The organism is Lewinella cohaerens DSM 23179, from assembly GCF_000379805.1.
In the GTDB taxonomy this organism is placed as follows: Bacteria; Bacteroidota; Bacteroidia; order Chitinophagales; family Saprospiraceae; genus Lewinella; species Lewinella cohaerens.
Genome location: NZ_KB903587.1, coordinates 1 through 13503, shown reverse-complemented (window position 1 = coordinate 13503; position 13503 = coordinate 1). Strand labels below are relative to the sequence as shown.

General features: G+C 44.4%; 10 protein-coding genes. 5 read left to right on the top strand and 5 right to left on the bottom strand.

The genetic code is table 11. From position 1 onward, the window contains the following. The first annotated feature begins 32 nt into the window (after positions 1–32). From A3EU_RS0124540 to A3EU_RS0124525, 4 genes are all read left to right on the top strand, one after another. The gene (locus A3EU_RS0124540; protein WP_156825898.1) at positions 33–1118 is read left to right on the top strand and encodes a hypothetical protein; all 1086 of its coding nucleotides are present in this window, start codon (positions 33–35) and stop codon (positions 1116–1118) included. Between the two features lie 97 nt (positions 1119–1215). Next, complete coding sequence (locus tag A3EU_RS34885; protein WP_026211568.1) at positions 1216–4521, top strand: PKD domain-containing protein; 3306 nt, start codon at positions 1216–1218, stop codon at positions 4519–4521. A 221-nt stretch (positions 4522–4742) separates the two neighbouring features. Continuing rightward, positions 4743–6668 (top strand): ATP-binding protein, encoded by a 1926-nt coding sequence (locus A3EU_RS0124530; RefSeq protein WP_020538838.1) that lies wholly within the window; start codon positions 4743–4745, stop codon positions 6666–6668. 243 nt (positions 6669–6911) lie between these two features. Continuing rightward, positions 6912–7553 carry a response regulator gene (locus A3EU_RS0124525; protein WP_020538837.1) on the top strand — a complete coding sequence of 214 codons (642 nt, stop codon included), beginning with the start codon at positions 6912–6914 and terminating at the stop codon, positions 7551–7553. An 8-nt stretch (positions 7554–7561) separates the two neighbouring features. Here A3EU_RS0124525 and A3EU_RS0124520 read toward each other — a convergent pair whose 3' ends face one another. The 4 genes from A3EU_RS0124520 to A3EU_RS0124505 are packed head-to-tail and all read right to left on the bottom strand — an operon-like array spanning position 7562 to position 12014. Beyond that, positions 7562–8566, bottom strand: coding sequence for an NAD(P)/FAD-dependent oxidoreductase (locus A3EU_RS0124520; protein ID WP_020538836.1), 1005 nt, complete (start codon positions 8564–8566; stop codon positions 7562–7564). Further along, positions 8559–9134 (bottom strand): precorrin-2 dehydrogenase/sirohydrochlorin ferrochelatase family protein, encoded by a 576-nt coding sequence (locus tag A3EU_RS0124515; RefSeq protein WP_020538835.1) that lies wholly within the window; start codon positions 9132–9134, stop codon positions 8559–8561. Before A3EU_RS0124515 ends, A3EU_RS0124520 begins: the two co-directional genes overlap by 8 nt. Further along, entirely contained in the window at positions 9131–9901 is a 771-nt protein-coding gene (gene cobA / locus A3EU_RS0124510; RefSeq protein WP_020538834.1) for a uroporphyrinogen-III C-methyltransferase, read from the bottom strand. Before cobA ends, A3EU_RS0124515 begins: the two co-directional genes overlap by 4 nt. 13 nt (positions 9902–9914) lie before the next feature. After that, on the bottom strand, positions 9915–12014 hold the full coding sequence (locus A3EU_RS0124505; RefSeq protein WP_020538833.1) for a HEPN domain-containing protein: 2100 nt from the start codon (positions 12012–12014) through the stop codon (positions 9915–9917). A gap of 167 nt (positions 12015–12181) precedes the next feature. Between A3EU_RS0124505 and A3EU_RS0124500 the strand changes: the two genes are divergently transcribed. After that, on the top strand, positions 12182–12592 hold the full coding sequence (locus tag A3EU_RS0124500) for an RrF2 family transcriptional regulator (RefSeq protein ID WP_020538832.1): 411 nt from the start codon (positions 12182–12184) through the stop codon (positions 12590–12592). 542 nt (positions 12593–13134) lie between these two features. Here A3EU_RS0124500 and A3EU_RS31740 read toward each other — a convergent pair. After that, the coding region (locus A3EU_RS31740; protein WP_044086679.1) for a T9SS type A sorting domain-containing protein at positions 13135–13503 on the bottom strand (369 nt) is incomplete at its 5' end.

The following is a 13503-nucleotide window of genomic DNA, read 5'->3' as shown; positions in this document are numbered from 1 at the left end:
ACCTATTTTTATTTTATGAAATTGAATTTGATATGAATACAAGGCTCCTTTTTATAGTATTGGCAGGTGTTTTTGCCAATTGCGTATTTGCTCAATCAACGGTTTTTCCTGGTGATGCAAATGCAAATGGGAAAGTTGATGAATACGATGTACCCCTTATCGGATACGCAATGGGTGCTACTGGGCCGGCACGTATCCAAAATGAAGATGCTTCTATGGCACAGGCGATTCCTCAGTTCTGGGGAGCGTCTTTTCCAATAGGGTTAAATTATATACATGCTGATGTAGATGGGAATGGTGCGGTAAACCTTTTTGACTTTTTCATCTGGGATGAAAATTTTGGCATCATCCACGATATTGTTACCCCCGTAGAGTTGTCTCCGAATGAAATAGAAGCCCCAGCAGCTATTCGATGGAATAATGAAACCGTTTTACTACCACTGACAAGTAATGAAACGGCTGAGATTCCTATTGATTTTATTATTAACAATTTTCAAGAAGTAAATGGGGCTGCATTTCGAATAAAATACGAAAGCGCTCATTTTTCAACAGTTAATTTTTCGTCTACCGGCAACTGGCTCAAAGAAGACGGCCAAGGTATTAGCCTGCAAAACACCTCTCCTGGAGAGATTAATATAGGAATGACACGTTTGGGGAATAACCCTGTAACGGGAGGCGGAACTGGCGGAACCCTGAGTATTATCATCATAAGTGATATGGTTGATCTCCTTGAAGTTGCACCCGATACACTTTCTTCTTGGCTGAAAATAGAGGGCATGCAATTGGTAGACGGCGAGCTTTCGCCAATTCCAGTAACGGTAGATTCTTTTGAGGTGAAACTTTACCGCCCAGGAGTTATTGCTGCTACTGCAGACCCCATTAATGCTTTGAAAGCAAAACTTTATCCTAATCCTAGTACCGGTCCTTGTACGATTAGTACGGCTTTACCTTTTGCAAAATTAACCTTGGTAGATGGTCTTGGAAGAAGGGTCTGTACTTATGAATTTAGCCCACGACGAAGCTGGAATTTGCCAGACTTAAACTTAGAACCTGGCTGTTACCATCTTAAAATCGAAGGCTCCCAAGGTATTTCCTGGCTAAAAATGCTACAACAATAATTTTATTAGGGAATCTAATAAAAAAGGCCAGGACAAGAGCCTGACCCTCTGGTTTCCTGAAAAACCTTTAATAACTATAACTCAAAATTACCTAATTATGCTTAAACAATTCCTATTTGGACTGAGTTTCTTGCTCTTATGCAGCTTACTCAGTGCTCAGGTAACGATCTTCGGACAAGTTACTTTTGGACAAGAAGACGGCCCCGGGGTTCCTGGTTGGCCCATCGAGGTATTCTTCTCTGATGGCACTCAAGTTGGTGCGATTATTACGAATGATGACGGCTCCTATGAGCAATTGATTGAAACCTCACTCGGCGATCCTGGGGGGATAGAAGTAAGAACACAGGATATCTGTACTGGGGATTTTATTTCGGTCTTTTTTGATGCTGTTCCTGATCAAGTGACGTACGAAATCAACCTGACTATTTGTGGAGGGATTGATCCTCCTCCACCTACTGAATGTGCTCCTTATTTTTATTATGAGCAAGTACCTTCTGACGAAGGTTTCGCGGTTCATTTCTTTGATGTTTCCTACCCTGGAGAGGAAGGTATCGATTCATGGTCTTGGAGCTTCGGAGATGGAGGTGTCAGTGATGAGCAAAATCCTGTACACGTATATTCAGAAGCTGGAGAATACGAGGTCCTTTTAACCATCACTGGAGAGGATTGTGAAGCTACGGTCGTTCAGTTGGTAACGGTTTATGATGATGAAAACTGTGATTGTCCTACCGATGAATATGACCCAGTTTGCGTCTTTACACCTAGCGGGGCTATTTTAGAATTTGTTAGCCCTTGTTTTGCTGAATGCGCCGGCTATGGTCCCGATGTTTACACTTCTTGTGAAGGTAATCAATGCGGCTGTCCAGAATTTTATGCACCTGTATGTGTCACAACCCCTGATGGGGTTACCATCGAATTTCAAAACCACTGCTTCGCCGAATGTGAAGGCTATGGCCCCGATCAATGGATGGATTGTGAATCGGAATGCAATTGTCCTACCGATGAATATGACCCGGTTTGTGTTATTACACCGTTTGGTGAAGTTATCGAATTTACCAATGCTTGCTTTGCAGAATGTGCAGGGTTTGAGCCAGGTCAGTACCAGCCTTGTGATGGTGGTTGTGTATGCCCGGAATTTTACGACCCGGTTTGCGTGACGCTTGATGATGGTACTGTTTTAACCTTCAGTAACTTCTGTTTTGCTCAATGTGAAGGTTATGGCCCTGACCAATGGGAAGACTGTGAAAATGAATGTGAGTGCCCACAAGACCTCTTTGATCCGGTTTGTGTAGCTACGCCTGGTGGTGGTATTATCCTGACCTTCATAAACCCATGTGAGGCAGAATGTGAGGGCTATGGCCCAGATGTTTACTATCACTGTAATGGTAATGAATGTAACTGCCCGGAATACCTCGATCCGGTTTGTGTGCTAGATGATTTAGGTAACGTAATCACGTTTGATAACCCTTGCTTTGCAGAATGTGCCGGCTACAGCCCAGATCAATTCCTTGACTGTGAGAACGAGTGTGGTTGTGAAGACGGAGGAACTCCTGTATGCGTAGGTACGCCCTTTGGTGTAATCAATTTCCCTAATACTTGCTTCGCCGAATGTGCCGGCTACGGCCCGGCAACTTGGCTGGATGGCTGTGGCGAGTCCTGTTTCTGTGACGATGTATGGGACCCCGTTTGTGTCGTTACAGACGAGGGATACAATTTTACTTTTGCTAATCCATGCGAAGCAGCTTGTTACGGCTTTGATGTATTTGTGGATTGTGAAGAAGAGTGCGTTTGCCCTCAGGTTTACGAACCCGTTTGTGTCACGGATCCAGCTACCGGAGAAAGCATAGAGTTTATCAATGCTTGTTATGCAGAATGTGAAGGTTATGGTCCTGATCAATACGAAGATTGTAACGAAACCTGTAATTGCCCTGCCGTATGGGATCCTGTTTGTGTAAATGGATTTGCAGGTATTATTACCTTCCCCAACGCCTGTTATGCAGAATGCGAAGGCTTCGGCCCTGAGTATTATGTTGATTGTGAAGAGGACTGCGTTTGTGATACCGTTTGGGATCCCGTCTGTGTTGCCACTCCTGATGGCGTAATCATCACCTTCTCTAATGCCTGTATGGCCGAGTGTGAAGGCTTCACGCCTGATCAGTTTGTTGATTGTGGTGACTGCACCTGCGATGATTACTACTTGCCTGTTTGTGTCATTGACCCTGCCACAGGTGATTTCATAGAGTTTATCAATCCTTGCTATGCTATTTGTGCAGGCTACGGGGCCGATGATATCTTCCCTTGTGATAATGGAAACGAGTGCTACGCCGATTTTAGCTACCTATTTTATGATGATGCAGAGCTAGGTCATAGGGTAACCTTTACCGATGAATCCTTCACGATAGGTGGTATTACTTCTTGGTTCTGGGACTTTGGTGATGGTGCGACCTCTACCGAGCAGAATCCAGAGCATATTTACGAAGAAGCAGGAGTGTATGATGTCACGCTGGTGATTGAAGGCCCTGAATGCGGCACTTTGTCGACTACTTATCACTTGTGTGTAGGCGATGGTGGCGGTGTTGGCGGCCCTGCTTGTCAAGGGTTCTTCTTTTTCGAGCAACCGAATGCAGATGATCTCTTAAGCTACCAGTTTATTGATTTCTCCCTGGGTGATATCAATGCCTGGATTTGGGACTTTGGTGATGGCACGACTTCCACAGAGCAGAACCCTACGCATACTTATGCTACCGAAGGCGTTTATGTGGTGAGCCTAACAGTCATTAGTGATGATTGTGAAAGTAGTATACAAATAGCGCTTACTGCGGGGACAAACGTCTGGTACGGTGATTTAGAATGCCGGGCTTGGTTCCTACCCATTATCAATCCAACAACCCTGGAGGTTTATTTCATCAACTTGTCTAGCCCTGATGCGGTGCAATTCGAGTGGGACTTTGGTGATGGTACCGTTAGTATGGATCCGTTAGCATTCCACACCTATACTGAACCAGGCACTTATACGGTTACACTCACCACGACGTCTATTGATGGTTGTACAAATACCTTCTCGGTAACGATCAACCTTAGCGGTGAAGATGATGGATTTACCAGTAACCCTGTATTCTCATTAATAAGTAGTACACAAGAAGTAGTAGCACTCAAAAACTTAAGTGCAGCGCCAAACCCTACTTCAAGCACAGTGCAGTTGAATTGGGAATCAATAAAGGCAGGAGATTACAATTGGCAGTTGTTTGACCTCAATGGTAAGCTCCTTCAGCAACAGACCCTTAGATCAAATGGTGGGGTGAATAACCTGGAAATTGATCTTTCAAGGCAGCCAGCAGGTATTTACCTCTTCCGCCTTCAAACTTCGGAAGGACAAAAAACCTTGCGATTAAGTAAATTATAAGCTGAAAAAGGCTTTTAAGAAAAAGAGCTTTTCATTTTTTTGGCAGGAGCGGCAAATAGGTGCTGTTCCTGCCTTTTTATTTCTACAGGAATTCCCTTAGTTTTAAGCAGACAGAAAAAAGGAGCTTTATTGCCTCTTATAGTACTACCTTAGTAATAATAACAATTGATGCATTGGTGAGGAATATAATATCAGTATTAGGAATTGCTTTTTTTTTACAAATGTCCAATGAGGCAATTGCTGCACCCTACCCCCTGGATAGTTTGCGCAGGGAAGCAGAGACCAATGACTCCTGGGAGTTAAGAAAGGACGCTTTGATTTCTCTAACGGATCACTACCAAATGTATAACAGTGACAGCATGTTCTATTTTACAGCGATGTTGCGTAAGATAGGCGAGGAGCATGATGATCCGACCTCGCTCATGCATGTTAGCTTGACCATTGGGCGGAGCTATAGCTCAAAAGGAGAATTAATAGAAGCAAGAGATTATTATTACAAGGCACTGTACTTAGCCCAAAAGCACAATATTGAGAAAGGTTCTGCCTGGGTAAACCTTAATTTAGGCCTTAGTCATGGCAGGGGCTTTGAATTGGATTCGGCCTTCTTTTATACCCAAGAAGCAGAAAAAGGCTTTATCAAAACGGGCATGGAAGATGAGCTCTGGCGTTGTTATTTAAGCTTTGCTACAATTAATAGAGAGCGGCGTGATCTTCCTGCAGCCGATGCGGAGTTTCGTAAATCTATAGCACTTTATCCAGACAATGGCCCATCTGCCAATCGGGGGTTCTTACTTTACCGGGCTTTTGCTTATGCAGCTCAATTTCGCCGCTTCGATTTGCTTCGTGACGTACGGCTTATGTGGAATGAATATAAGGGGGCCAATAGCTTCAGTGCTTCATTACTTGAAAAACCTGAGCATATTGCACTTTATTCGATGGTTGCCGGTGAAGATATTGACATGGTAAAGGTCATTTATGACGCTATTGATTATTTTAGAGATTCTGGTAGGCCTCATCGTATTGCCTGGTGTTATCATGACCTTGGTGAAATTTATTACAATGATCGCAATTATACTCTGGCGAGAGAAGCTTACGAAAAATCAGACATATTATATACCAATGCTGGCTACTCCTCTTACATTGGATTTATCAGGAAGCGCTTGGCGGAGCTGTATCAGCGCGAGGGCAATTACCTTAAAGCGCTTGAATATACCAATGCTAGTTATCAGGTATTGGATAGTTTGAAAAATGAAGAATCTGAGCGCAATCTGCGGCAGTTCGAAGTGCAGTATGAGACAGAAAAGAAAGAACAGGCGTTGAAAATCAATCAGTTGGAGCTCAAGCAAAAGACCCAGGAGCGAAATATTTGGTTGGGAAGCTCCGTTTTTTTAGTTTTATTAGGTGTACTTGTTTTTGGTGGTCTTCGGCAAAGAATGCACCAAAGGGAACTATTAGTTAACCAGGAGGCCGCCCTCCAGGAGCAACGGATTCAGCAACTGGAACAGGAAAAAACGCTGTTGGCAATGTCCTCCATGATTGAAGGACAAGAACAAGAACGACAGCGTATTGCAAAAGATTTGCACGATGGAATGGGAGGCTTACTTACCACAATCAAGGCGCATTATAGTACCTTGGTCAGCCATTTCCCTATTGAAGAAGCTACAGAAAAAATAGCTCCTATGACGGGGGAGCTGATTGACCGGGCTTGCACGGAAGTACGCCGGATTTCTCAGAATATGATGCCCGCTGCACTACTGTATTCCGGCCTGAGAGGGGCCTTGGAAGACTTGGCTGTTCAGGTTAGGACCAATGGCTTGGAGTGTACCTTGGAGGTAGTGGGGGCTATTGAAAAAATTGATGAAATTAGGACAATTGCCCTTTACAGGGTTATGCAGGAAGCCGTAAATAATATTTTAAAACATGCAAAAGCTAAGCATGTATTGATTCAAGTTATTGTTCATCAGGAAGTTGTAAATGCTACTATCGAAGACGATGGCTCAGGTTTTGAGGTGGATAAAGGATTGCAAAAACAATCAATAGGCTTGAAAAGTATGGATTCTCGGGTTCGTTATCTAAAGGGAACTTGCGATGTTGACAGCGTCACAGGGGAAGGAACTACTATTTCCTTACAATTTCCATTAACATAAACCTATATGAATTCCAGTAGTTTTGTTTTTTCTGAATTCTTACTCCTTTTATCGTAGAGTGTACTTTATTTTGTAATTAAAGTTATTGTGAAGAAAGATACCTGGTAAACTCCTTCGTAAAACTTTGTTTCTGGTTTGATCCCAAAATTGTACCAGCAAAACCCTATGATGTTAGCAGCTACAGTGTCTTCCGGTGAGCTTTTTCGCCGGAAGACAAAAACCCTATTCTAAATAAAACATGCCATGATTAAACTCCTTATCGCCGACGATCATCAGTTGGTAATCGATGGTATTAAACTAATGCTTTCCAGTGAGGCTGATATTGAATGCGCAGGCGAAGCCAATGATGGCCAGTCAGCCCTCGATCTGCTAACGAAGGGAGCTTTTGATTTGGTTTTACTAGATATCAATATGCCAGGCATGAATGGGCTGGAAGCCTGTAAGCATATCAGTAAAAACTATCCAGGTGTCAAAATTCTGGTACTGTCCATGCTAAAGGAAGCTAGCCTCATTAAGATGATGCTCAAGAATGGAGCTAACGGATACCTATTAAAAAACGCCGGTAAAGCAGAAGTATTAAGGGCTATCAGAGCCGTCACCGCCGGGCAAAAGTACTATAGCCCTGAAGTTGCCGACATCGTGATGGCAAGTTTAGGAAGCAGAGTCGAAAAAATAAACAAATCTCCTTTCCCACAATTATCGAGAAGAGAAAAGCAGGTTTTACAACTCATTGTTGATGAATTTACCACCGGTGAAATCGCCGAAAAGCTGACCATCAGCTTCGGTACCGTTGAAACTCACCGGCGGAATCTTCTCATTAAATTAGGCGCAAGGAATACAGCTGGCCTCGTGCGTATTGGCCTCGAATACGGATTGTTAGAATGAACCAGTTCCTAGAATCCTTCTACCCCTTGTACCGTTGTATACTTAAAACTCTTCTTCTGGTCGGGGTAAACAATACTAAAAGCAGTTTGTACCATAAGTGTTGCTTCGTGAAAACCACAAAGAATTAGCTTCAGTTTTCCAGGGTAAGTATTCACATCACCAATAGCAAAAATGCCGTCGATGTTGGTACGGTAATCAAAAGTATCTACGACAATGGCATTTTTTTCAATCTCTAACCCCCAGTTGCCGATAGGGCCGAGTTTAGGCGATAAGCCAAATAAGGGGAGATAGTAATCTGTCGCCTTTTCGTATTCTCCCAAATTCTTATGTTTAATGGTCACTTCCTGCAGGTGATCACCTCCTTTCAAGCCAGTTACCTGGGCTTCTGTGATAAGTTTGATCTTACCTTCCATGTCCAACTGTTGGACTTTTTCTGCACTGTCAATGGCGCCCCGGAAACTATTGCGCCGGTGTACCAGCGTTACTTCGGAAGCTACATCTGCGAGGAAGATGGCCCAATCAAGGGCAGAATCTCCACCACCAGCGATGACTACTCGCTTATCCCGGTATATCTCCGGATCTTTGACGAAGTAGTTGACGCCTTTCTTCTCAAAGTCATCGATATTGGCAATAGGAGGTTTCCGTGGTTCAAAGCTCCCCAAGCCTCCGGCAATAGCAATCACTGGTGCCAGGTGTTGAGTACCTTCATTGGTGGTTACCAGCCACTGGCCATCTTCCTGCTTCTCCAAAGTTTCGGCACGTTCACCCAGGGTAAAGCCAGGTTTGAAGGGGGCAATCTGCTCCAATAGATTATCCACCAGCTCTCCCGCCAATACGGAAGGATAACCAGGAATATCGTAAATTGGTTTTTTGGGGTAAATCTCGGTCAATTGGCCCCCAGGCTGTGGCAACGCATCAATGATGTGGCAACGGAGTTTGAGTAAGCCCGCTTCGAATACAGTAAAAAGGCCTACCGGGCCAGCACCAATAATGAGAATGTCTGTCTTAATCATCGCTTTTTATTAATTCTTGCGTTAAAGCATTCATACGATCCACTTTCTGTTCAAACGATAGCTTTAGCGTACTACGATAACGGTGTAGGTTTTGTAAGAGTTTATCCATATCCTCAGGGAAGATATTTTCAAATAACTGCCGCAGACGTTTTGCTACCGTAGGCGATTTTCCATTGGTAGAAATGGCAATTTTCAGGTTGCCTTTCGTGACGATTCCGCCCAAATACAAATCACAAAGCTCAGGGGTATCGGCAACATTCACCAATAGCTGCTTTGCTCTTGCATCTTCATAAACCTGACGATTTACGACAGGGTTATCTGTCGTCGCTATAACGATGTGCCTGCCTTCCAGGTACTCAGGATTGTAGGTGTTTTCTACCAGTTCTACAGCATAGTCGTCAGCCAACGCGCGAACTTCTTCACGGATAAAAGGAGCCACTACCGTCGCTTTGGTCTGCGGACTGGATTTGAGAATAAAAAATAGCTTTTCGTAGGCTACATTTCCACCTCCAATAATGAGAAAATCCAGCTGCTCTGTCTTCAGGAAGATAGGGTAGAGGGTGTTCATCTTTCGGTGGTTTTAATAGCAGCTATTTCTTTCTGAACAGCATCCATGTTCCGGGCTGCAGCCCCAAACAGCAACAAACCAGGACTACCCAGCTGAGCGATGGTGTTAAGTGCGACAATATTATCAAGCTGGCCACTCAAGCTGCGAGTGTCGGGCCGGGTTGCATTTTGTACAATACTCACCGGATAATCTGCTGGCTTATGCTGGCTGAACAAGTCTACAATTTCTGTCAACTTACTCATTCCCATAAGTACAATGACGGTCGCCGATGACTGAGCAGCGAGCTGTAGATCTTTGGAGAGTTCACCGTTTTTATTCGTACCCGTAACGACCCAGAAACTACGGCTAACACCTCGTTCTGTAATCGGAATTTGCTGATAGGCTGCGGCACCGGAATAAGAAGAAATGCCAGGAATAACCTCCACCGGGATATTGTGTGCATGGGCAGTTGCGATCTCCTCCATCGCGCGTCCGAAAACCATCGGATCACCTCCTTTTAGGCGTACGATATGGTAGGGGAACTTGGCAAAATCTACTAAAAGGCCATTGATTTGATCTTGCGAAAACTTCTGCCATCCCTTGCGTTTGCCTACAAAAACCTTGTGGGCGTGAGGGGCGTGATCCAGTAACTCTGGATTAGCAAGGCTATCATAAAGGATAACGTCGGCGGTTTGAATAGCGCGTAATCCTTTGATCGTTAATAGCTCTGGGTCACCAGGCCCTGCACCTACGAGGGTTATTTTCGCTTTCTGATTGAAAGATTTCATCGTGTAAAGTAGTTTAGGATACTTGAGGCTCAAGTTGTTGTTGGCGAATGGATTCAATTTTTCCTACCACCAGTTGGGCACCTTGCAAATACTGAGTGGCAAACTCGGCTGTAGGAGCTTCTTTCTTCATCCTTAGGATGATTTCACTGAAAGGAATATCAAGGTCAAAGGATTGATTCTCCACAAAGTGCGTGTCAAATGCTTTAATAATCGACCGCTGCGAGTTTAGTTTGGCGTCTGTTGGCGTAAGTAATCCTTTTGCAGCATACAACATCGCTGTATAGGCCCAGTAAATAGCATCTGGATAGCGCTCGCTGATTAAAGCTGATTGCGCATTGTCTAGTTTATCGTTGGCTTCGATCAAGAGCGTGGCAACGAGATCTACCGTAACGCCAGCACATTCTCCCACGCCAATGGCCCGAACGTACTGTTCTTTATTTCCCCAGTCAACAAAATCTTCCGGTTGCAGTTGGTCGGTAACCGAAAGATCTTTAAGCATTTGATAGAAGTAATCCTGCCCCTGGCGATCATAGTATTCATGATACAGTTCACCTGTTTCTTTCTTCGACAAATAGTCTTTGAGTAACCTTCTTAAAGCTTCCGTGCTTCGGCGTGCAGGCATTTTCAACACCTTATCAGCAAAGCGCCCCTGCCCATTGCCCAAGTTGCCTCCGCCTAAAAGCAACTGAGATGCTGGTGCTATGAGTTTCCCCGCTTTTATGGTCATCCCCTGAAATCCAATACTAGCCAAAGTATGTTGGGCACAAGCGTTCATACAACCGCTTATTTTTATAACAAGGTCTTTGTCTTTAGCAAGTTCAGGGTATTCTTCTGTCATTAATTGCTCCAACGCTCGTGCCAAACCCATACTGCTGGAAATTCCAAGGTTACACGTGTCAGTACCAGGGCATGCAACAATGTCCAACGGTGATTTGTATCCAGGATCAGCTAAGTCCAAACCTTTAAGAGCTTGGTAGAGAGCAGGAAGGTTACTTTGGGGCACAAATCGGAGTAGGATGTTTTGTTCAATAGTAAGACGTAATTCGGGGCCAGCCAATTCATCAATCACCTTCGCAAGTGCTCTTGTATGATCGCTGCTAATATCGCCATTCGTTAACTTTATTCCCACTGCATAAAACCCATCTTGCTTCTGTGGCAATACATTGGTGCTCTTCCAGAATAGAAAATCAGTGTTTTCTACTAGTGATAGATCATGCTTTATTGCCGATTTCTTTATAGTAGGAACAACCGTTGGCTTCATCTCAATAGGGTAGGAGTGGTAAGGCAAACTCAATTGTTGCTCAGTAACTAGTTTTTTAAACCCCTCCAGGCCTACCTCTTGTAGCAAGTACTTCATTCGAGCCTTGTGCCTGCGGTTGCGCTCCCCGTAGTGGTCAAATACCCTCAATACACTTTCGGTTAAGGGAATAAGTTGGTCTACAGGCAAGAACTCAAAGATGATTTCTGCATGCTTTGGTTGCGACCCTATTCCACCTCCCAACATCACTTTAAATCCGCGTTTACCATTTTTTACCTTAGGGATAAAACCCAAGTCATGGACAAAAGAATAACTGTCATCTTGATCAGAAGAAGAAAAAGAAATCTTAAACTTTCTTCCCATATCCTGACAAATAGGATTGCGTAGGAAGTATTGAAAAACGGCTTCAGCGTAGGGAGCAATGTCAAAGGGCTCAGCAGGGTCTATCCCCGCTAATGGAGAACCAGTGATGTTGCGAACAGTATTGCCACAAGCCTCGCGCAGTGTAATCTTATCTTGCTCTAATTCTGCCCATAACTCAGGGGTTCTGTCCAGGCTCACGTAGTGAATCTGTACATCCTGCCGGGTCGTCAAGTGCAAATTTCCGGTAGCGTATTTATCAGAAATATCTGCAATGCGACGCAGCTGGCGAGTATCAACTTTTCCAAAAGGAATTTTTATTCTAACCATCTGAACGCCTTCCTGCCGCTGCCCATAAACACCACGAGCTAAGCGCAAACTGCGAAATTGTTCTTCATCAATTTTGCCATTGCGGAAAGCAAATATCTTCCGTTCCAGTTCAAGGATGTCCTTTTCTACTATAGGGTCTTCTAATTCTGTTCTAAAACTTTTCATGTTAGCCAAGAGTCTTTTGGAGTACTAGGAGCTTGTTTTCGTGCGGCAAGATAAGGGCAAATTTGATTTAAACCAATTAATTTGATAAAATCTATAGAATTGATAGGAATTAAAGACATTAACACTGTTGTACAAATGCTTATCTTTGCTTAACAGACTAATTATTGATGGTATCTAAAAAATGTAAATACGCGATAAAAGCAATTCTCTACATCGCTCGTAATGAGGCCGATGATCGATCTATTTTTGCCTCAGAGATTGCCAAGAATGAAAATATCCCTCAGAAATTTTTAGAAAGTATCCTGCGGGAACTTTGTAACCAACGTATTCTCGTTAGTAAACGAGGGCGCTACGGCGGTTATCGATTGCTCAAGCAGCCGTCAGAAATTTCCTTCACGGAAGTGATGCGTATTATGGATGGCCCTATTGCATTGATGCCGTGTGTATCCCTCAATTACTATACGCCCTGTGAGGAATGCAACCAGGAAGAGGACTGTGTAATTCGCGCTGTTTTCCTTAAGGTTCGCGATGTAACCCTCGATATATTCAATGCTGCTACGATAGATAAACTAGCCTAGTTACTTTTTATTGACTTCTTCTTGGGGCCGCGCCGGTAGTAGCGTTGCTGCGCCGCCGCCACTACGGCACCAGGCTGTTCGCTCTCATGCATTGCTGCGCATTGCATACCGCTGCCATCCCTCGGCCTTGCGCCCTCCGGGCCCCGCGCTCCGGCCTCACGGCCTGCGCGGCTATTGCTGTTCTAGCGATTGGGGCTCGTTAATAGCACGAGTTCAAGGCAAATTTCAAGGCAAATTTCAAGGCAAATTCATGAATTTGCCTCAGGTGCCTCAGGTGGTGCAAAAAATAATGATCCATCAAGTAAAAAACATAAAGACCAGTTAACCAGTCTTTTGGTTTACCGCCCACTTATATGCCCCGTTCGGCGTAGATTTCATCTACGTCGTGTCATGTTTGCCTCCCCCCTTAAATGCCCTTATAATCCCTCATATGGCTCAAAAACCTTTGCTGCCTTTGGTGGTTCAATGCATCTGGGGGTGCAAATAAAAAACGGCGGCACCCCGAAGGATACCGCCGCCTGTTGTCTATATATCGTGAGGAATTAATCCACCACGATCATCTGCTTCGTCGCGCGATGTTCGCCGGCCTCTATCGTGTAGCTCAGTACACCAGTAGCGCCTTGGAGATCTTGCTTCGTCACATTGATCGTATTGTAACCTGCTGCGTAATCACCTTTGATTACCCGGAGTACTCGACCGCTAGCGTCATTGATCGTTACCGTTGCCGCTGCATCCTCGGGCAGATTGAACCCGATCAGGGTTGCTGCTGCAAAAGGGTTAGGCGTGTTCTGGTACAATGCAAATTCCCCAGCTACATTCCAACCATTGGTAAATTCAATACCCAGGTCGGTCATTTCGCCATTGCGGTAGGCTTCTGCGGCCGTGTAACGGCTTGAGATGCTTAGCGCCTC

Bases quoted from the DNA above. Each gene is read 5' to 3' on its own strand.
- A3EU_RS0124515 (WP_020538835.1), bottom strand. From the start codon at position 9,134: ATGAACACCCTCTACCCTATCTTCCTGAAGACAGAGCAGCTGGATTTT.
- A3EU_RS34885 (WP_026211568.1), top strand. From the start codon at position 1,216: ATGCTTAAACAATTCCTATTTGGACTGAGTTTCTTGCTCTTATGCAGC.
- A3EU_RS0124525 (WP_020538837.1), top strand. From the start codon at position 6,912: ATGATTAAACTCCTTATCGCCGACGATCATCAGTTGGTAATCGATGGT.
- A3EU_RS0124500 (WP_020538832.1), top strand. From the start codon at position 12,182: ATGGTATCTAAAAAATGTAAATACGCGATAAAAGCAATTCTCTACATC.
- cobA (WP_020538834.1), bottom strand. From the start codon at position 9,901: ATGAAATCTTTCAATCAGAAAGCGAAAATAACCCTCGTAGGTGCAGGG.
- A3EU_RS0124520 (WP_020538836.1), bottom strand. From the start codon at position 8,566: ATGATTAAGACAGACATTCTCATTATTGGTGCTGGCCCGGTAGGCCTT.
- A3EU_RS0124505 (WP_020538833.1), bottom strand. From the start codon at position 12,014: ATGAAAAGTTTTAGAACAGAATTAGAAGACCCTATAGTAGAAAAGGAC.
- A3EU_RS0124530 (WP_020538838.1), top strand. From the start codon at position 4,743: ATGTCCAATGAGGCAATTGCTGCACCCTACCCCCTGGATAGTTTGCGC.
- A3EU_RS0124540 (WP_156825898.1), top strand. From the start codon at position 33: ATGAATACAAGGCTCCTTTTTATAGTATTGGCAGGTGTTTTTGCCAAT.